The following is a 19,676-nucleotide window of genomic DNA, read 5'->3' as shown; positions in this document are numbered from 1 at the left end:
GCCTACGTCCTTCGCGCGTGCAGCAGCAGGATCGAGGCCAGGGCCGGACGGGCGCAGGCGAGACGGTCCAGGGCCCGCAGCGGGCGCGGTACGCCGTGGAAGGGGGCCCCTTGAAGTCGTACGACCTCGAAACCGGCCGCCGCGACGAACTCCCGCAGCGCGCGGGCCGTGTACAGCCGCAGATGCCCCACGACCTCCCGGCCGGGGCGGCCGTGGATGGCGCGCAGGCTCACCTCGGAGAAGACGGGCTGGACGCCGGCGAGGAGGAGGGCGCGGTTGTACCAGGCGGCGAGGTTGGGGGTGGAGAGCATCAGGTGGCCGCCCGGGCGCAGGACGCGGCGGAGCTCGTCGAGGGCCGCGTCGGGGTCGACCAGGTGCTCGATCACCTCGCTGAACAGGACGGCGTCGGCGGCGGCGGTGCGGAACGGCAGGCCGCCGTCGGTGAGTTCGCCGCGGATCGCGTACGCGAGGTGGGGGCGGGCGCGGGTGAGGGCGTCCTGGGACCAGTCGACGCCGATGATGCGGTGACCGGGCAGGAGCGGGGCGGCGGTGGCGGCGGCGGTGCCGTCGCCGCAGCCGATGTCGAGGATCAGGCTGGTGCCTTTGCCGAGGGCGGTGGCGAGCATGCGGGCCTGGCGGAGGCTGCGGGGGGTGCCGGAGGCGACCGGGACGGCGGGGTTCTCGTAGAAGTCGCGGAGGCCACCGGGGGGTGCGGTGATGGTCATCGAGTCACCTCCGTCGTGTGCAGATAGTGCTCGAACAGGTCCCGTAGGTGGGCGCCGTCGCCGGGGCCGAGGAGGGTGCGGGACCAGCGCAGGGCCAGGTGGAGGCGGCCCGCGGTGGAGGCGGTGGTGACCGTCAGGCCGCGGGGCATACGGGCGGGGGCCGAGAACCAGACCGCGTGCGCGCGGCCCGCCTCCTCGCCGAAGTCCAGGGGGTACGGGATGCGGCCGATGTTGCTGAGGAGCGTGGTGGACGTCCAGGGGGCGGCGGCCCGGCGGAGGGCGCGGGTGAGGGCGGCACGCCAGGGGACGGGGACGACGGGGGCGGTCAGGAGGGCGGCGCCGTGGCCGAGTTGGGGGCGGGGGAGGGACTTCAGGGCGCGGGTGCGGCGTGCCGTGCGGCGCATCAGGGCGGGCATGTCGTGTGGGCTCAACTCGTCCGGCGAGAAGGGGACTTCCACCAGGCGGGTGCCGTTGCCGATCGGCATCGTCGTGTCACGGGGACGGTCGTCGACGGGCATGGTGATGCGGAGGGGGCGGGGACGGACGCCGTGCTCGCGGTTCCAGTGGGCGAGGGTGAGGGCGGTGGTGACCATCAGCTGGTCGTTGACCGTGTAGGGGGCGCCTTTGGGGCGGTGGGGGAGGGGGAGGTCGGCGACGAGCATGCCGTTGCCGGGGGAGGGGTCGGGGGTGCCGGGGGCTACTCGGGCCGGTGGGGCCCAGTTGGAGGGGGCGGCCTCGGCGGGGGGTTCGGGCTCGACCGTACGGAGGGGCGGGGCTGCGGGGGAGTTGTCCTTGCCGCCGTAGAGCTCCGCGGCGGTGGCGAGGACACGGAGGCAGGCGGGGCCGTCGAGGGCGGTGTGGTTGATGGTGAGGAAGAGGACGGTGCCGTTCGCAGTCCTGACCACTTCCAACCGGACCGGCGGAGACAGCGACAGCGGCGGCGCCTCCGTCAGGGCCCTCGTCCTCGCGTCCCTCAGTGCATCCCTCCCCGGCGCCGGGAACGTCACCACCTCCACATCCGGTTCCTCCGTCAGTTCCCACTCGTAGCGGCGGCGGTACCACGGGCCCGGCGCCTCGCGCATCAGGATGCGGGGATGGCGCTGCAACGCCTCCGTGAAGGCCTTGCGGAGGCGCGGTGGGTCCAGGGGGCCCGGGAGGTGGACCTCGATGTGGACCGTCTCCGGTTCCTCGTCCTGGAGGCAGTGGCGGGCCACCTCGTCCACCACCGGGAACGGGATCCGTACCGCCGGGCGGTGCGTCGCGTCGTCCAGTGTGGTCATCGGATGCCGTCTCCCCCCTTGAGGTCCGGGCTGCCGGGACCGCGTGCCGACACGGGTGGTCCGGCCTCCGCGCGCGGGAACGGGTCCTGCGCGCCCCTCCTGCGTTGAGGCAGGGGCTGCCTCGGGGCCGCCACCGGCGGCAGCACCGCCGTGGTCCCCTCGGCACGCCGCTCCCGCACACTCACCAGCGCCGCGAACAGACCGATCAACGCCAGCAGTTGGGCCACGTGCGAGAACGCGCCGCCGCCGTCCCCGGCCGGCTCACCCGCCCCCGTCGCCGCCACCGCGCCCGCTCCCGCCAGCGCCACGAACGCGACCGGCACCAGCAGCGCGTGCCGCCGGTACGCCAGGACCGCCAGCACCGGCACCAGCAGCGCGAACCACCCGGCGATCACCACGCCGACCAGCGTCAGCGCCACCGTGCCCAGCCACAGACCCGGCGTCGCGGGCACCGGCTGCGGAGCGTCGGGATTGGGAGCGCGCCGCCGCCACAGCACCAGGCCCACCAGCCCGGCCAGCCCCACCCCGCTGCCGATCAGCCCGGCCTCGTACGTCGTCGACGGCTCGTACGACAGCTTGATCGTGCCGCCCGCCCCGGCCGGGATCCGCCAGCCCTGCTGCCAGCCGTCCAGCCGGACCGGTGTGAGTTCCTCGCCGTTCAGCGTGGCTTTCCAGCCGTCGTTGAAGTTCTCGTACGTCGTCAGGTACGAGGCCGCGCCCGAACCGGCCGTCACTTCGCGGCGGTCGCCGAGCCAGTCCCGTATCCGAAGGTCCCGACCGGTGGACACCGGCTCCGTCACCGTGCCGCGCGTCAGCGTCACGTCCGTCAGGACCAGCGGACCGGCGTCGCCCGCCTCGACCCGGTGCGCCCCCTCGGACAGTTCCACACCGTCCGACGGGCACAGCGACACCTCCACCGGCCGGCGTTCCGTCAGGTCCCGTACCGTGCCCTTCACACTCGTCCGGTACAGCTCGCCGTCCACCGCCAGCACCGGCCCCTCACCGCACGGCAGCGAGAACTCCCGGTCGGGGCGGGGCTGCGGGGTGCGGTAGCTGTCGAGGGCCGGGAGGTAGGCCTCGGTCAGGCCCACCGGCAGTTGCAGGTCCTCGTCGACGACCGGGTTGTGGAGGGTGAGCGGGGCCGTCTCGGTGATTGTGATGTCCAGGCGGTCCGTCGTGATCGCCGGGAAGCGCACCCAGCCGTTCTCGTCGACGCCCGCGCTCGCCGCGCCGTCGGGGGAGCTGATGTGTACCTCGGTGGGGCGGGTGGACAGGCCGCCCGCCGCCGCCAGCACCAGCTCGCTCACCGGCCGCTTGCCCTCCCAGCGCAGATGGATCGTGGGCCGGTCGCCCGCGATCCACGCCGTGGTCAGGTCGCCGTCGGTGAGGTTGCGCGCGGACAGGCCCGCGCCGAGCCGGGCGGTGGAGTCGGCGGTTGCGGTGATGCGGCTGCGCTGGTCGGGCGCGATCTCGTAGAGCAGCCGGTCCAGTTCCTCACCCGGCACCGGCACCGCGCTCGCCTTCACCTCGTACGTGCCCGTCCCGGTCGTCGTGAAGCGGCGGTGCAGCCCGGCCTCGGTGCCGGTCGGGGAGGTGCCGGTGGGGTCGGCGGGGCGGTGCAAGGAGACGATCTCCGAGGCCGCCGGCGAGACGTCCGTAGGCAGCCGCAGCATGCGCGTCACCTGCACGTCCGGCAGCTGGATCTCGGCGAAGCCCGCTCCGGTCAGCCCGGACTTGCGGGCCACCGAGTCGACGATCGTCAGTTTCATCCAACCCGTCGCGCCCGCCGGTGCCTTGACGCTCTGCGTCATACCGTTCGGCTGGAGGAAGCTGGTCACCGCCCCCCGCTCGGTCTCCACCCGCACCCGCGTAGGCGCCGCCCGCACACTCTCCTGCGGCAACGGCGTCACCTTGAACGACGACGGCATGTCGTACTCCCCATCGCCCTCGCCCGCGAACTCGATCCGCAGCCACTGCCCGTTCGGCGACCCGTCCGACCCCTCCGTCCACACGGTGTCCGGATTGCCGTCGAAGGCGTTGACCGGGTCGAACTGCGGCAGATGGAAGAACCAGCTGCCGTACGAGGACGCCGTCACCGACCGCGCCCCGCGCAGCTCGGCCACCGTCTGATGGTCGAGGCCGGTCACCGGCAGGATCTGGTGCGGTGGCTCACCGGCGTCCTGGTGGGCGTCGGGCGCGTTGTGCTCGTCCCGGGTGTACGTGTACGAGGTGTTGGCGTTGACGAGCCCGAACCGCGTGTCCGCGCGACGCAGCCCGTCGCCGGTCACCTGGAGCTGCGGGGAGCCGAGCCCGGGGTGGTGGTCACCGGCCAGCACGGTCGCCCGGCCGCGCAGCTCGGAGGCGAGCGGCAGCAGAGATTCGGGGCCGCCGGAGACGACGGCGGTGTCGGCGATCGGGTAAAGCCTCGCCTGCCCCGGCCGAGGCACGCCCTCACCGCCCGGCCGATAGACCTCCACCGCCCGCTGCCGCGGGTAGAGGCCCTCGACCTGGAGCGGGGTGTCGTCCGCGATCCGCCCGCCGGTCATGATCGGGCCGAGCCCGGTCACCCGCTGGTAGCCGGACTGCTCCAGCGTGCGCTTGACGATCGTGGTCGGCACGGCACCGATCTGGTCGGGGTCGAGGTCGTTGCGTACGACGACATAGTGGACGCCCGCGCGGCTCAAGTAGTCGGCCAGGCCCGGGACTTCGCCGCCGGTCAGCAGGGCCTGCTCCACCGCGTCCATCGCGCGCCGATTGCCGGGCGTGCCGAAGGGGACGTAGTCGCGCTGGGCCCAGCGGGACTCGGCGAGGACGTCGAGGGGCTGGTCGATGGGCGAGCCCCAGGTGTAGATGCCGTGCGCGGTGGCCGGGACGACGAGGGCCCGGGAGTCGGGGGAGTACTTCTCCAGCCAGTCGGCGGTGGCCTGCCAGTACTTGGGGAGTTCCTGGAAGGAACCCGGGTTGAGGATCGACCCGTTGACGTACGGCCACACCAGCCCCGGCAGCACCAGCACCGCCGCGACCAGCGGGGCGTACCGGCGTCCGCGTACCCTCCGGGCCCCGCGCGGTTCCGCCGCCACGGCGACCAGGTGGGCCAGGCCGAGGACCAGGGCCAGCGCCAGGCCCGTCTGGAACTTGTAGATGTTCCGGAACGGGGCCAGCCAGCCGTTCAGCCAGTCCTGCACGGTCTCGTGGAACGGCGCCCCGAACGCGCCGCCGTACCCGGCGAGCAGCACCAGCCCGGTCACCAGCACGGTCAGCACCAGCCACCGCCGCTCCGGCATGTCCCGCCGGGCCAGCCCGGCCAGCCCCAGCCCGGCGGCGACCGCCGAGCAGAGGATCACGACCACCGAGGACACCACCGACCACCCGGCCGGCAGCCACGCCTCACCGAAGTGCAGATACGCCACCCAGTTCCCGGCACCGCGCAGCGCCTCGGTGGCCGACATGGTGGCCGTGGTCGTGGCGGAACTCTCGATGTACGGAAGGAAGTTCTCGCCGTACACGCCCAGCAGCAGCAGCGGAATCCACCACCAGGCGGTCGCCACGATCACGCCCGGCACCCACCACGCGATCAGCTTCCGCTGCCGGGGACCCGGCGGGCGGGACAGCAGATACAGGCCCACCGGGAGCAGGGACGCCAGCGTCGAGGCCGCGTTCACGCCGCCCATGAACGGGATGATCAGCGCCGACCGCAGCGCGGCCACACGGGCGCTGTACCGCTCGTCGGTCAGCGGCAGCAGCACCCACGGCAGGAAGGCGCCGGGCAGCGCGGCGGCCGACGTCGAGCCGACGACGATCGTGAACACCGGCCACAGCGCGTACGCCACCGCCGCGAGCAGCCGGGAAGCACCACTGCCGATCCGCAGCCGCTCCGCCAACCGCAGCGCACCCCAGAAGGCGACGGACACGACCAGCGACATCCACAGGCGCTCCGCCAGCCACACCGGCAGGTCGACCGCGCGGCACAGCCAGTGGAACGGCAGCATCGGCCACAGATAACCGACGTACTGGTCCTGGATCCCGCCGAACCCGCCCCGGTCGTGCCACAACTGCCCCAGGTCGGCGAGGAATTGACCGGGATCCACCGTGACACCCAGCTTGGTGTCGAAGGTCTGCCGACCCGGCCGCACCACCAGGAACAGCACGAGGACCACGGCCCAGAACCCCAGCAGCCAGCGCCGCGACCGCGGGCCCTCCGGGGGGCCCGCGGTGGTCGCGGTGGTGGGGACGGCTGCCGGGGGAGGAGCCTGGACCGTGGTCGTCATGGGGGACACCGCCGGAGGATGAGGAGGAGGTTCCAGGTGGCCACCTCGCGGATGCCGGGCGCCTTGACGACGGCCTCCGGGAGGAAGGGCCAGTAGCGGGACCGCGCCGTGACGAGCGTGACGTCGTCACGGGCGCGGACCTGCCGCAGGGTGGGGCCGATGTGCACGGCGAAGAGGTTCTCGCCGAGGGTGTGCTTGGCGGGCTTTCCGGTACGACGCCGGTAGCGGGCGCGGGCCCGTTCGGCGCCGAAGTAGTGCCACGGGGCCCACTCGTGCCCGCCCCACGGCGACAGCCAGTTGGTGAACGACACGTAGATCAGCCCACCGGGCCGGGTCACACGCGCCAGCTCACTGAGAAACGTCTGCGGGTCGGCCACGTGCTCCAGCACATTGGACGAGAAGGTGACGTCGGCCACCCCGTCGGCCAGCGGCAGCAGATACCCGTCGGCGACCACGGCGCCATCGGGCGGCTTCTCGCCCAGCTCACGCACGTCGGGCTCAAACAGGTAGGCCTGCGCACCACGCCGCCGAAACCCCTCGGTGAAGTGCCCACTACCCCCACCGACATCGACAACGATCCGCCCGGCGACGGGACCGTCGTAGGCCTCGACTTGGGAGACGGCGTCGCGGGCGAGGAGGGCGTAGCAGGCGTCCGGGGCGTGCTGTTCGTGGCGGAACGCCCGGAAGAGGGCAAGGGAACGCCGAAAAGACGGATCCTTGAAACCCCGGCGAGGCGACGCCGGTAAGGGGCGCGGGGAACTGCGCGACCAGCCACAACGAACCCGCAGCCGCCGGACGACTTCACCAGCACGGCGCATAGGCGTCACGGCACCCAGCCCCTCACCGCCTCGGAGGCAACCGCACGGAACTGCCTCACGGTCCGGTCCCACCGATACTGCGCCGCCCGATCCCGCGCAGCCTTGCCCATCAACTCCCGGCGAAGTCCCGACAGGGCCAACGTGCACCAGGCGGCAGCAAATGAAGACTCACCGTGCGCGAGCACACCGGTCTCCCCGTCCACGACGGAATCCCGCAGCCCAGGCACATCAAAAGCAATGGTCGGCGTCTCACGGGCGGCAGCCTCAGTCACCACCAGTCCCCACCCCTCCACCGCCGACGGATGCAGCAACAGCCACGCCGCACACAACAGACGGTGCTTCTCGGCCTCGGAGACATGCCCGGTGAACTCCACGTCCGGCCCCGCGAGCCCGCGCAGCCGTTCCCTTTCCGGCCCGTCCCCCACGATCACCAGCCGCCCACCGGTAACCGGCCGCACCCGCTCCCACAACCGCAGCAGCAGATCGATCCGCTTGTACTCGACAAGCCGACCGACCGCCACGAACAACGGCTCGGCCGAGCGGTCGGCGCGCGGCCCGGGTTCCTCGACGCCGTTGTGGACGACCCGGATGCGCTCACGTTCGACGCCGAGCGCGCGCAGCGCATGCGCGGTGGACGGGGAGACGGCGACCAGCAGGCTGCGGGACTGCGCCCCGGTCAGCGCCCAGTGTTCGAGTCTTCGGCCGATCCGGGCGGCGGGCGCGAGCGGCCCGCCGAACCGCATCCGCCACAGGTCGGAGTGGACGTGGTTGACCAGGCAGAGGGTGGGGCCGCGATGCCACAGGGGGGCGAGGTAGGGCATGCCGTTGCACACCTCGACCAGCAGATCGCAGTCGCCGATCTGGCGGGCGAAGGCGGAGCGGGCGCGCAGATAGTGGCCGTAGGGGCCGCCCGCCGAGACGACCCGGTAGTCGCGGAAGGCCGCGGGGCCGCCGCACAGCAGGGTGACCTGGTGGCCGAGGCGGGTCAGGCCCTCGGCCAGCCGGTCGACGAGCAGCTCGGAGCCGCCGGCGGCCGGGTTGCCGAGGTCCCGGTGGGCGAGGAAAACGATTCGGCGCGGGGTTGGGGGAAGCGCCGAGGGGTGCTGCTGCGGCCGGGGGAGCGCGGTGCGCAGCGGCGGCGGCACGTGCTGGGGCATGGGTGCTCCAACTCGTCTCGGGGTGCGGTACTCGATGTGGGGGAAGGGGTACCTCTTGAGCCGGGGCTGTGGACAGGCTGTGCTCGGGGTGGGGTTGGACAGTTTTCGCCCAGGCGTTCGTCACGGCTACTCACCGGCATGACAATTTCGGCGCTTGTTGTACCTGACGTCACGTCACAACGTGAGCGTCGGTCCGATTCCGGCCCTTGACGGCACTCGCACACCCACCGACACTGGGCCGACGGGCAGGGCGGGCATGCCGGGGTGGGGACGACCTCCGGACTCTGGACCAGAGAGGCTGACCCTGCATGTCCAGACTGATCGCCGCCACCGTGACCGTCGTGGTCGCGGCCGCCCTCGCCGTGGGCGCCGCGCTCGGCATCGTCGCACTGCTCGAAGCCACCCCCGAGCAGCCAAACAGCCCACTGATCACGTACGAACAAGCGGGTCAGGGGGACTGACCGGTGACGGCTCGCCCGGCAACCGTCACTCCGGCCGCCCGCACCGGCACGGCCGGTACGCCCCGTTCCGCCTGGCACGACGTGCCCCGGCTCCAGGTGCGCCGGTTCGCGGCGATCGCCATGGCCGAGGCGCCCGAGCTGGCCGAGGAGATCCTGCGCGAGATCCGCCGCGAGTACCCGCAGCTGCCGCTCGTGCTGGACGAGAACGGCGAGCCGATGGCGCTGGTCGGCATCCGGCGTGCCATCGAGGTGTTCGTGCAGCACCTGGAGCACGCCGACTACTCGACGGGCCGCCCCACCGTGCCGCCCGGCGTCTTCCAGGACTTCGGCCGCGGCGAGGGCTACAACGGCCGCACCCTCGACTCCCTCCAGGCCATCTACCGGATGGGGGTACGACTGGCCTGGCGCCGTTTCGCCGACATCGGCCAGCGCGTGCAGATCCCGCCGCCCGCGATGTACGAACTGGTCGACGCGGGCTACGAGTACCTCGACGGCCTGGTCGACCAGTCCGTGCGCGGCTACGCCGAGGCCGCGGCCCGCCAGGCCGGGGAACGGCTGCGCCTGCAACGCCGCCTCATGGAGCTGCTGCTCACCGAACGCCACCGCGGCGACCCCGCCGACGCCCTCGCCGAACGCGCCGCCCGGATCGGCTGGCAGCTGCCCGAGAAGGTCGCCGTCGGGGTGCTGCTGCGCCCGGCGCGGGAGGCGGTCGCGCCGGCGGTCGGGCAGGGCGTGCTGCTCGACCTGGAGTACGAGCAGCCCCGCATGGTCGTGCCCGAGCCGGACGCCGCCGGGCGGGGCGAGCTGCTGCAACGGGCGCTCGGCGGCTGGGCGGGCGCGATCGGGCCGCCGGTGCCGCTGGCCGACGCCGCGAAGTCGCTGCGCTGGGCCGAGGCCGCCGTACGCCTGATGGAGCGGCGGCTGCTGCCCGCCGGGGAGGTGCTGTTCTGCACCGAGCACACCGAGGCGCTGGTCCTGCTCCAGCCCGAGGAACTCCTCGACGACCTGGCCCTGCGCTGCCTCGCCCCGCTCGCACACTGCGGTCCCGCCCACGCCCGGCGGCTCGCGGAGACCCTGCTGGCCTGGCTGGAGACGCGGGGCGGGGCGCCGGAGGTGGCGGCGCGGCTCGGTGTGCATCCTCAGACCGTCCGGTACCGGTTACGCCAGATACGGGAGCTGTGGGGCGACGAGATCGACAACCCCGACCGCCGCTTCGAACTGGAACTGGTCCTGCGCGCCCAGCGCCTGCGCGGGGAGATCGGCCGGGGCGGCGGGATCGGCCGGGGCGGCGCGAACGGTGGGCGTTGATCCCGGCGGGTGGCGGCGTGATCCAGTAGGCGTTAACCCGGGCCGCCGCGCGAACGACATGCGCTAATCCCGTCGAGCGGCGGAGCCGACCGGCAGGCGGGCCAGGTCGTGGCCGACGACCACGCGCCCCGAGTAGCCCCGGCTCGCCTTGGCGTGCCACGTGGCGTTCGGGACGATGTTGGTGGCGCCGGGGACCAGGTGGCTCAGGACCAGCGTGGGTACGCCGGCGCGTTCGGCGAGTGGGCCGAGCCGGGTGGCGTCGGTGTGGCTGATCTCCATGTGCCGCCGCTGGGCCGGTTTCAGCCCGCCGAGGGCGAGGGTGTCCAGGTCCATCACCTCGTGCACCAGGACGTCCGCACCGCGCGCCAGCCGGGCCACGTTTCCGCACGGCGCGGTGTCGCCGCTGAACACGACCGACCCGTCAGCGGTGTCGAAGCGGTACGCGAAGGACGGGTAGACCGGCGGATGCTCCACCAGCACCGCCGTGACCCGCACCCGCTCGTCCCGCATCACCTCGAACGGCTCCATCGGCGGCGCCATCAGCTTCCGCGGCCCGGCGCCCTTGGGCGGGCGGAACCGGATGTCGTGCGGCACGATCAGCTCACGGATGTCCGGCCAGCCCTCGCTGCGCATCCGGACGTTGATGTCGTAGGCGGTCGCGGCGAGGTGACCGGCGATCAGGTCCTTGGTGCCGGGGGCGGGTTCGGACGGGCACACGGTACGGACGCTGCGCCCGGCGGGGTGGACGGCGGGGAGCGTACCGGCGGAACCGGGGCCATAGATGTGCACGGGCCCGCCCAGCGGCTGGAAACCCCCGAACCGCAACCACAGCAGCGGGTACAGGTCCGACAGGTGGTCCGAGTGCAGATGCGTGACGAACACCGCCGTGAGCTGCTCGGCCGTCAGCCAGGCCTCCGCGTACCGGCCGAACGTGCCCGGCCCGCAGTCCACGAGATACACCCGCCCGTGGACGACCAGCGCGGAACAGATTCCGGCCCGCCCGTGCATGGGGACGGGCCCGCCGCTGGTGCCGAGCAGCACGAGCTGGGTGCCCTGGTGCGGTACGGCGACCGCCGGGGTGGGGCGCAGGGGAAGCGCGGCGACCGCACCGACACCGGAGGCGACGGCGGCGGTACGCAGGAGGGTGCGGCGGGTGGGCGCGGGGAAGTTGGGCATGGCGGATCCCGGGGAGGCTGAGGAGGTGTACGGGGCTGCGGGTACGCACTGGGGGATGCGAAGTCGGGTGCTGTTGTTCTCCCGTTGCCCCACCGGGCCCCGGGAGTTCGACCTCGTCAAGCAGTCAACGACCGCAAGCCCCTCCGGGCTTTGGTACGGCGCCCCAAACTCCGCCGCACTTTTGGGACACGCGCCTCATGCAACGCCCCAAAAGGGGCACGGGGCTGTATCGATATGCGGCTCCGCCGCGTGGGCGCGATCAACCACGACGCTGCCGCACCCGATCGACTACATGGCCCGGCACTTGCAGCGAGTCGCTCCCTACCCCGGCCCCAGCAACCGCACGATCTCCAAGGCCATCCGCAGCTCCAGCGCGTCCTGCTCCAACGGCCGCCCCAGCAGCTCCACCGCCCGCCGCACCCGATACGTCACCGTGTTCCGCGCCACGAACAGCCGCTCGGCCGCCCCCTGCGGGCTGCGCCCCTCCGCCAGATACACCCGCAGCGTCTCCCGCAGCTCCCGCACCCGCGGATCGTCGGCGCCCAGCCCCCCGAGCACCCGCGCCGCAAACCACCGGGCGTGCTCCACATCGGCGGTGAGCAGAGCCGCCGTACTCACCTCGGCGTAGTCGCACAGCCATCCGGTGTGGCCGAAGTGGGCCACGCGCCGCGCCTCGCGGGCCCCGCGGTGACTGCGCCGGAAGCCTTCCGCGCCGTACCCCACCGGGCCCAGAGCGGCCAGAAGCGGACGGCGCTCGGGGACCAGCCGAGGCAGGCAGGCGAGCGCATCCCTCGGGGGCTCGGTCGGCCAGCACGCCCACGCCCACAGCTCGGCGCTGCCCGCCGCCACGCTGAGCAGGTTCTCCGCCCCGGCCGCCCGGCTCAGCTCCCCGGCCAGCGCCCGCAGTTCCTCCACGGACGTGTCGGGTGAACCGGACGTGACGATGAACGCCACGTGATGGCGGGCCAGTTCGTAGCCGAGCGTGCGGAGCGCGACCGCGCCGCCGACCGCCCGCCCGGCCAGCAGGTCGTCCACGATCCGGCGGCGTGCCGCCTCCCGGCCGCGCCGCCAGCGGTCCCGTTCGGCGACGTACTCCTCCGCGAGCCGGCTGGCCTGCACATCGGCGTAGACGAACAGCAGCTCGCTGACCCGGTGGCTCTCCTGGATCCGGACGTCGTCCGGCTCCTTGTCGAGCGCCTCCATCAGCCGCCCGTGCAGATACGCGTGCCCGAGCCGCACCCCGCGCAGCACGCGCTCCAACGGCACGTTACGACGGGCCAGTTCGGCGTTGCTCGCCATCGCCTCGGGCACCACCAGCGAGCCCTTCGGCTCCGGTTCGGTGAGCAGCCCGCGCAGCGCCTGCAGCACCGTCGCCTCCACCGCCCGGTGGAACGGCGGATACGCGCCGGGCCCGCCGTGCTCGGGCACGTGCCGCACGATGTGCGCCGCCATGTCCCGGGCGACCTCGACGCCCCAGCCGACCGGCCCCGACCCCAGCGGCCCGCGCGCCGCGGCCAGGGTCTCGTCCGAGCACACCGCCACCGGCGCCGCCACCGAGGGCGCCAGCCGCAACAGCCACGACGACACACTCACCCAGCCAGTACAGCAGATACGCCCCACCCCGGCGCCTTCCTGACCCACTCCGCCACCCCCTCACCGCGCCCCCGCCAGCCCCCGCGACCGCAACACCCGCCGCTCCAGTGGAGCGAACAGCAGCAGGTCCACCGCGATGCCCACGACGAGGATCTCCCCGATGGTGGCCAGCACCAGTGCCATGTCCTGGTAGGAGCGGGCGTTCTCCAGCAGCTGGCCGAGGCCGAGCCCCAATTCCGGGGAGCTGGCGATCAGTTCGGCCGCCATCAGGGACCGCCAGGCGAACGCCCAGCCCTGTTTGAGGCCGGTCAGATAGCCGGGCAGCGCGGCCGGCAGCAGTACGTACCGCACCCGGGCGGCCCCGGTGGCGCCCAGTACCCGACCGGCCCGCAGATACAGCGGCGGCACCTGGTCGACCCCGGACAGCAACCCGTTCGCGACGGACGGCACGGCCCCGAGCAGGATCACCGCGTAGATCGTGGCGTCGGTCAGCCCGAACCACACCACCGCCGCCGGCACCCACGCCACCGACGGCAGCGACTGCAACCCGGACAGCACCGGCCCGACGGCGACCCGCAGTGGCCGTACCGCACTGAGCAGCAGCCCCAGCGCGGTCCCGAGGAGCACGGCCGCGGCGAAACCGAGCGCGCCGCGCTCCATGCTGGTCCACACCGTCGAGAACAGCGTCCCCTCGTACCACTGGTCCGACAGCGCCCGCCCCACGTCGGCGGGCGAGGGCAGCAGATAGTCCGGCTTGAGCTCGGCCTCGTACGCGGCCTGCCAGGCGAGCAGGACCAGGACGACGGCCACCACGGGCGGCAGCAGCCGCTGTCGCAGCAGCCGTCCGACGGGCCTCCGGGCGGTCCCGGCGGGTGCGCTGTCCAGCGCGTCCAGGCCCGCCTCGACGGCCGCCGTCTCCCGCACCTCGCGGGGCGCGACCGTCTCACCGGCGGCCATGGCGGCGTATCTCCTCCCGTAACGCGTCGGTGACCCGGGCCGTCAGGGCGGCCTCCGGGGTGCCGGTGGCGGCCCACTCGCGGGCGATCCGGCCCGGCCGGGAGGACAGCAGCACCACCCGCTGCCCGAGCCGCACCGCCTCACGGACGTTGTGGGTGACGAACAGGACGGTGAGGTTGTTCTCGGCCCAGATCCGGGCGAGTTCCTCGTGCAGCACATCGCGGGTGATGGCGTCCAGCGCGGCGAACGGCTCGTCCATCAGCAGCACGTCCGCGTCCTGGGCGAGCGCGCGCGCCAGCGCGACCCGCTGGCGCATCCCGCCGGACAACTCGTGGATCCGCTTGCCGTACGCGTCCTTCAGCCGGACCAGGTCGAGCAGCCGCCGCGCCCGTTCGGGCCGCTCGCGCCGGGGCACCCCGCGCAGCCGCAGGGCGAGTTCCACGTTCCGCCCGGCGGTGAGCCAGGGGAACAGGGCGTGGTCCTGGAACATCAGCGCCGGCCGCCGACCGCCGGGCACGTCGATGGCGCCCGTGGACGGCCGGTCCAGGCCCGCGACCAGGTTGAGCAGCGTGGACTTGCCGCAGCCGGAGGCGCCCAGCACACAGACGAACTCGCCGCGGCCGACGGTCAGCCCGATGTCGTCGAGGACCGTCTGGCGGCGCCCGGCGGTGTCGAACCACTTGGAGACATGGGTGAGGCGTACGGCGGGACGCTCCGCCTCGGCCACTAGGACGGGGCGGGCCGGTGCGCCTACCCGCAGCACCGTTTCTGACATGAGATCAAATCCTTTGGGTTCAGGGAGTCGGGGTGGCCACGACACCGAGCCCCGCGTCGTCCACGGCCTCCTCGCCCCGCTGGGCGAGGACCCGGTTGAGGGGGCGCAGATCGAGGATTCCGTCCAGGGCGTTGCGGCTGCCGCCGAGCAGCCCGAGCCGCTCGGCCCGTTCGGCCTCCTCGGCGAGGGTCGCGGCGAGCGGATCGGCGGTGAGGCGGACGTGCGGCCAGGCCGCGTCGAGCACCCGGTCCGGCAGTGGGCGGCCGGTGAGCGTCTCGATGGCCCGGTTGACGGCCGCCCGTCCCTCGGCGGGCCGGTTCTGCAGCCACGCGTTGGTGCGCGCCGCCCCCCGCAGCACGGCCTCGACGACGTCCGGATGGTCCTTCAGGAACGACGGGTCGACCACCACGAGCGTGGTGACGAACGCGCCGCCGTCCCACAGATCCGCCTCGTCGAGCAGCACCCGCCCACCGGACGCGACGAGCTGCGCCGCCACCGGCTCCGGCACCCACGCCCCGTCGATCGCGCCGCGCCGGAAGCTGGTCGGGATCTCCTTGACGGACTGCCGTACGACCGTCACGTCACCGCGTCCGGTGCGCGGGTCGACCTGCCAGCCCTGCTGCCGGATCCAGTGCAGCAGCGCCACGTCCTGCGTGCCGCCCGCCTCGGGCGTCGCGATCCGCAGCCCCCGGACGTCCGTGCCGCGCACCTCGGTGTCCGCGTCGACGACCAGCGCGACCCCGCCCGAGGCGGCACCCGAGACGATCCTCAGGCCACGGCCACCGGAGCGCAGGAAGCCGTTGATCGCGGGCGACGGGCCCATCCACGCGATGTCCACCGCGCCCGCGTTGAGCGCCTCCAGCGCCGACGGGCCGCCGTTGAACACCTGGGTGCGCAGCCGGGTGCCGCCCAGCTCGCGGGTGAAGTAGCCCTCCTGGACGGCGGCCAGCGGGGTGGCATGGGTGACGCCCGCGAAGTAGCCGACGGAGACCGACTCCGCCGACAGCGGCGGACCCGTACCGACGGCCGGGACGGCCGCCGCGCCCGGCGCCCGGGACCCGTAGCCGCAGCCCGCCACGCCCATGAGCAGCAGGAGCAGCAGCGCCAGGGCCGCGCGGAGCGGACGCCGGGAGCGGCGGGACGTGCGGCGGCGCTCAGGCAGCGGCATCGGGGGTCCCCGGAGCGGTGGCGCCGACCATGCCCGCGGTCAGTGTGGCCCCGTCGGCCGGGTCGATCAGCACGAAGGAGCCGGTGCGGCGGCTGTCCTCGTAGCGGTCGAACGCCAGCCGCTCGGCGGTGCGCAGCGCCACCTGACCGATCTCGTTGAGGTCCAGCCGCCCTGCACCCGCGATCCGCCGGACCACCGCGCGCACGGTCCGCGTGGTGTGCCGCAGCAGCACGTGGTCCCCGGGCCGTAGCGGGCGTTCGTGCAGATGGCACACCGCCGCCTCGACATCCCGGGACACCTCCGGCAGGGCGACCGCCGGGACGATCAGGTCCCCGCGCGAGACGTCCAGGTCGTCGGCGAGGCGCAGCGCGCCCGACTGCTGGGAGCGCACCAGCTCCGCCGGGGCGCCCAGGACGTCCACGCCGGTGACGGTGGTGGTCCGCCCGGACGGCAGCACGGTGACCCGGTCGCCGACCCGCAGTTCACCGGTCGCGAGCTGACCAGCGTACAGGCGCTTGTCACCGGAGCGGATGACGTACTGGACCGGGAAGCGGGCGGGTGCGTCCGCGGCCTCCTCGGTGACCGGCACGGTCTCCAGGTGAGCCAGGACGGTAGGGCCGCCGTACCAGTCCATGCGCGTGGACGGCTCGACGACGTTGTCCCCGGCCAGCGCGGAGATCGGGATCGCGGTGACCTCGGGGATGCCGAGCCCGGTCGCGAGGTGCGTGAACTCCCCGGCGATCCGGGCGAAGACGGACTGCTCGTAGCCGACGAGGTCCATCTTGTTGACGGCGAGCACCACGTGCGGCACCCGCAGCAGCGCCGCCACCGCCGCGTGCCGCCGGGTCTGCTCGACCACGCCCTTGCGGGCGTCGACGAGGATCACGGTGAGGGCGGCGGTGGAGGCGCCGGTGACCATGTTCCGGGTGTACTGCACATGCCCCGGGGTGTCGGCGAGGATGAACCGCCTGCGCGGGGTGGCGAAGTAGCGGTACGCCACGTCGATGGTGATGCCCTGCTCGCGCTCGGCGCGCAGCCCGTCGGTGAGCAGGGCCAGGTCGGGTCCCTCCCCGGAGGACGCGCGGGCCACGGCCTCCAGCTGGTCGGCGAGGACCGACTTGGAGTCGTGCAGCAGCCGTCCCACGAGGGTGGACTTGCCGTCGTCCACCGAGCCGGCGGTGGCCCAGCGGAGCAGGTCCGCCTCGGCCGCCGGGGCCTCAAGGGGCTGGGTGGGCATGGGATTCACGTGTCCCTCCTGTGCGCCGGTCCCGACGGTCAGCCGGGACCGGGCCTCCTGGAAGATGCCGCGCATCATCAGGGCGGCGGTGACATGCGGGGGGTGGGTGACATGGTGGGGGTGGCCGAAAGCCGTCAGGTCGGCGAAAGTCGTCAGGTCGGCGGTCATCTCAGAAGTACCCCTCGCGTTTGCGGTCCTCCATCGCGGCCTCCGACAGCCGGTCGTCGGCACGCGTGGCGCCGCGTTCGGTGAGCCGGGAGGCGGTGATCTCGACGATCACCTCGTCGACGCCGGACGCCTCGGACAGGACCGCACCGGTGCAGGACATGTCGCCGACGGTGCGGTAGCGCACCCGGCGCTTCTCCACCGGCTCGCCGTCCCTGGGGCCGCCCCAGTCGCCCGGGGCCAGCCACATGCCGGACCGCAGGAACACCTCACGCTCGTGCGCGAAGTAGATGGACGGCAGCTCGATCCCCTCACGGGCGATGTACTGCCACACGTCCAGCTCGGTCCAGTTGCTGAGCGGGAACACCCGCACGTGCTCGCCGGGCAGATGGCGGCCGTTGTACAGCTGCCACAGCTCGGGCCGCTGGCGGCGCGGGTCCCACGTACCGAACTCGTCGCGCAGCGAGAACACCCGCTCCTTGGCGCGGGCCTTCTCCTCGTCGCGCCGCCCGCCGCCGAACACCGCGTCGAACCCGCCGCCGCTGATCGCCTCCAGCAGCGGCAGCGTCTGCAACGGATTCCGCGTCCCGTCGGGACGTTCGCGCAGCACACCCCGGTCGATGTAGTCCTGTACGGAGGCCACATGGAGGGTGAGCCCATGTGCGGCCACCACACGGTCCCGGTACGCGAGCACCTCCGGGAAGTTGTGCCCGGTGTCCACATGCAGCAGCGGGAACGGCAGCGGCGCCGGCGCGAACGCCTTCAACGCCAGATGCAGCATGACCACGGAGTCCTTGCCGCCGGAGAACAGCAGCACCGGCTTCTCGAACTCGCCGGCCACCTCGCGGAAGATGTACACCGCCTCCGACTCCAGCACGTCGGTGTGCGTGAGCCGGGCGGCCACGGCGGTCACAGCAGCCCCCGATCCGCCATCAGCGCGTGCACGACGTCCACCGACTCGCCGACGGACTGGAGTTGCGTCTCCACCCGCGCGTCCGGCGCCTGCGGCGGCTCGTAGGGGTCGTCGATGCCGGTCAGCCCCGACAGCCGCCCGGCGCGGGCCTGCGCGTACAGGCCCTTCACATCGCGTACCGCGCACACCTGGAGCGGGGTGGCGACATGCACCTCCAGATACGGCGTCCCGCTCGCCTCGTGCCGTTTGCGCACCGCCTCGCGGCTGTCGGCGTACGGCGCGATGACCGGGACCAGCACCAGGATGCCGTTGCGGGCCAGCACCTCGGCGACCAGGCCGATGCGCTGCACGTTGGTGTCGCGGTCCTCGCGGGTGAAGCCGAGGCCGGCGCTGAGGAACGTGCGGATCTCGTCACCGTCGAGCACCTCCACGCGGTGCCCTTCGCGGGTGAGGCGGCTGGCCAGCGCCTGCGCCAGCGTCGTCTTGCCGGAGCTGGGCAGCCCGGTCAGCCAGATCGTGGCGCCCTGGGTCGCAGGGGTCCTCATATGCCGCTCCTTGCCGCCGAAGCCGCCGTACCGACCATGGGGACGACCCCGTGCGCGGCGAGCACCGAGAACCCGGCGGCACACGCCTGCTCCAGCTCCTCCCGCTCGGCGTCGGGCAGCTCCCGCCAGGACGACGATGGCGCGCCCACCTTGGCCGCGCACCGCCGCTCCCAGTCGGCGTCCACGAAGTCGGCGCCGAGGAACTCGCCGATGCGGTGCAGGGACTCCTCGGGCGCGGCGAGCAGGTCCTCGTACCAGATGTGCAGCACGTTCTCCTGCGGCAGCGCGGACAGCGCCGTCATGCCGCGCTGCATCTCGTCCGCCCAGTACGTGCCGAACAGCGACACCGGGACCCGGTAGTCGCGCACGGCGGCGGCGTCGAAACGTTCCGGCAGGAACGGCAGCAGCTCCTCCGGTACGAAGCCCAGGTCGCGCTCGGCGTCGAGCGACGGCTGCTCGGCGTACGGGTCGTGGCCCAGCGTCAGGTGCAGTGCCATCACCACGGCGGCCATCCGGAAGCCGGTGTGGCGGCTCATGGACAGGGCGGTGTCCCGGCCGTCGCGCACGATGTGCAGATAGCGGGCCTCGGGGAAGTGCTCGCGGAACTGCGAGGCGAGGATCAGCGAGCCGCCGCTGCGCTCGGCCCACAGGGCCTTGCCGAAGCGGGCGCACAGCCAGGCGAACAGGCGGTGGTAGTGCTCGCCGACACCGGCGTCCGGGAACCCGGCGACGGCCGCCTCCAGTTCGTCGTACAGCTCGTCCGGGGTGTCGGTGAGGTGGGGGAGCGTGGTGAGCAGGACGGCGGGGACGCCGGTGTCGGCCTGGAAGCGGGTGGTGGCCGAGGGGCGGTAGAGGACTTCCTTCGGGGCCAGTCCATGGGCGGTCAGGAGCTTGTTGACGGTGTTGCGGGAGGACAGGATCCGCCAGAACTCCGCCGCCGTGAGCGGGCCTTCGGGGAAGACCCGGGCGGTGATCCGGTACATGTCCGTGAGGTGGTTGAAGAGCTCCGACAGGCTGAGGACCTGCGGGTGCTCGCGCAGTAACTCGGAGACCAGGGTGGAGCCGCAGCGGCCGGTGCCGGTGACGAAGACCTGGCCCGGTGCCGGTGAGGTCGGGGTGGGCATGCGCAG

The 19,676-nt window shown here is 73.2% G+C and carries 16 protein-coding genes; 2 read left to right on the top strand and 14 right to left on the bottom strand.

Annotation, left to right across the window (positions count from 1 at the left end; genetic code table 11):
- Window positions 1-2: 2 nt before the first annotated feature.
- The 5 genes from SSP24_RS28540 to SSP24_RS28520 are packed head-to-tail and all read right to left on the bottom strand — an operon-like array spanning window position 3 to window position 8,248.
- Entirely contained in the window at window positions 3-725 is a 723-nt protein-coding gene (locus SSP24_RS28540) for a class I SAM-dependent methyltransferase (RefSeq protein ID WP_141312588.1), read from the bottom strand.
- Window positions 722-2,005, bottom strand: coding sequence for a condensation protein (locus SSP24_RS28535; protein WP_141312587.1), 1,284 nt, complete (start codon window positions 2,003-2,005; stop codon window positions 722-724). The genes SSP24_RS28540 and SSP24_RS28535 overlap by 4 nt, the downstream gene beginning before the upstream one ends.
- Window positions 2,002-6,273 carry an alpha-(1->3)-arabinofuranosyltransferase domain-containing protein gene (locus SSP24_RS28530; protein WP_141312586.1) on the bottom strand — a complete coding sequence of 1,424 codons (4,272 nt, stop codon included), beginning with the start codon at window positions 6,271-6,273 and terminating at the stop codon, window positions 2,002-2,004. Before SSP24_RS28530 ends, SSP24_RS28535 begins: the two co-directional genes overlap by 4 nt.
- Window positions 6,270-7,091, bottom strand: a complete 822-nt coding sequence (locus tag SSP24_RS28525) for a class I SAM-dependent methyltransferase (protein ID WP_141312585.1) — start codon at window positions 7,089-7,091, stop codon at window positions 6,270-6,272. Before SSP24_RS28525 ends, SSP24_RS28530 begins: the two co-directional genes overlap by 4 nt.
- Window positions 7,092-7,096: 5 nt before the next feature.
- Window positions 7,097-8,248: a glycosyltransferase family 4 protein gene (locus SSP24_RS28520; protein ID WP_141312584.1), complete on the bottom strand. Its 1,152-nt coding sequence runs from the start codon at window positions 8,246-8,248 to the stop codon at window positions 7,097-7,099.
- A 308-nt stretch (window positions 8,249-8,556) separates the two neighbouring features.
- On the opposite strand from SSP24_RS28520, the gene SSP24_RS43060 reads away from it, so the two are divergent.
- On the top strand, window positions 8,557-8,709 hold the full coding sequence (locus SSP24_RS43060) for a hypothetical protein (protein WP_167529734.1): 153 nt from the start codon (window positions 8,557-8,559) through the stop codon (window positions 8,707-8,709).
- Between the two features lie 3 nt (window positions 8,710-8,712).
- Window positions 8,713-10,017, top strand: a complete 1,305-nt coding sequence (locus SSP24_RS28515; protein ID WP_141312583.1) for a PucR family transcriptional regulator — start codon at window positions 8,713-8,715, stop codon at window positions 10,015-10,017.
- Between the two features lie 63 nt (window positions 10,018-10,080).
- Here SSP24_RS28515 and SSP24_RS28510 read toward each other — a convergent pair whose 3' ends face one another.
- The 9 genes from SSP24_RS28510 to SSP24_RS28470 form a co-directional block, all read right to left on the bottom strand.
- Window positions 10,081-11,193 (bottom strand): MBL fold metallo-hydrolase, encoded by a 1,113-nt coding sequence (locus SSP24_RS28510; RefSeq protein WP_141312582.1) that lies wholly within the window; start codon window positions 11,191-11,193, stop codon window positions 10,081-10,083.
- Window positions 11,194-11,514: 321 nt separating this feature from the next.
- Window positions 11,515-12,786 carry a PucR family transcriptional regulator gene (locus tag SSP24_RS28505; RefSeq protein WP_141312581.1) on the bottom strand — a complete coding sequence of 424 codons (1,272 nt, stop codon included), beginning with the start codon at window positions 12,784-12,786 and terminating at the stop codon, window positions 11,515-11,517.
- A gap of 60 nt (window positions 12,787-12,846) precedes the next feature.
- Window positions 12,847-13,743, bottom strand: a complete 897-nt coding sequence (locus SSP24_RS28500) for an ABC transporter permease (protein ID WP_141312580.1) — start codon at window positions 13,741-13,743, stop codon at window positions 12,847-12,849.
- The gene (locus SSP24_RS28495) at window positions 13,730-14,518 is read right to left on the bottom strand and encodes an ABC transporter ATP-binding protein (protein WP_141312579.1); all 789 of its coding nucleotides are present in this window, start codon (window positions 14,516-14,518) and stop codon (window positions 13,730-13,732) included. The genes SSP24_RS28500 and SSP24_RS28495 overlap by 14 nt, the downstream gene beginning before the upstream one ends.
- 19 nt (window positions 14,519-14,537) lie before the next feature.
- Window positions 14,538-15,686 (bottom strand): ABC transporter substrate-binding protein, encoded by a 1,149-nt coding sequence (locus tag SSP24_RS28490; protein ID WP_141312578.1) that lies wholly within the window; start codon window positions 15,684-15,686, stop codon window positions 14,538-14,540.
- Complete coding sequence (locus tag SSP24_RS28485) at window positions 15,673-16,923, bottom strand: sulfate adenylyltransferase subunit 1 (RefSeq protein ID WP_141312617.1); 1,251 nt, start codon at window positions 16,921-16,923, stop codon at window positions 15,673-15,675. The genes SSP24_RS28490 and SSP24_RS28485 overlap by 14 nt, the downstream gene beginning before the upstream one ends.
- A 169-nt stretch (window positions 16,924-17,092) precedes the next feature.
- Entirely contained in the window at window positions 17,093-18,001 is a 909-nt protein-coding gene (gene cysD / locus SSP24_RS28480; protein WP_141312577.1) for a sulfate adenylyltransferase subunit CysD, read from the bottom strand.
- Complete coding sequence (gene cysC / locus SSP24_RS28475) at window positions 17,998-18,546, bottom strand: adenylyl-sulfate kinase (protein ID WP_141312576.1); 549 nt, start codon at window positions 18,544-18,546, stop codon at window positions 17,998-18,000. Before cysC ends, cysD begins: the two co-directional genes overlap by 4 nt.
- On the bottom strand, window positions 18,543-19,670 hold the full coding sequence (locus tag SSP24_RS28470) for a sulfotransferase (RefSeq protein WP_141312575.1): 1,128 nt from the start codon (window positions 19,668-19,670) through the stop codon (window positions 18,543-18,545). The genes cysC and SSP24_RS28470 overlap by 4 nt, the downstream gene beginning before the upstream one ends.
- Window positions 19,671-19,676 lie beyond the last annotated feature (6 nt).

The organism is Streptomyces spinoverrucosus (genome assembly GCF_006539505.1).
GTDB lineage: Bacteria > Actinomycetota > Actinomycetes > Streptomycetales > Streptomycetaceae > Streptomyces > Streptomyces spinoverrucosus.
Note: the sequence above shows the minus strand (reverse complement) of the source record. Positions and strands in the feature narration are given on the sequence as shown.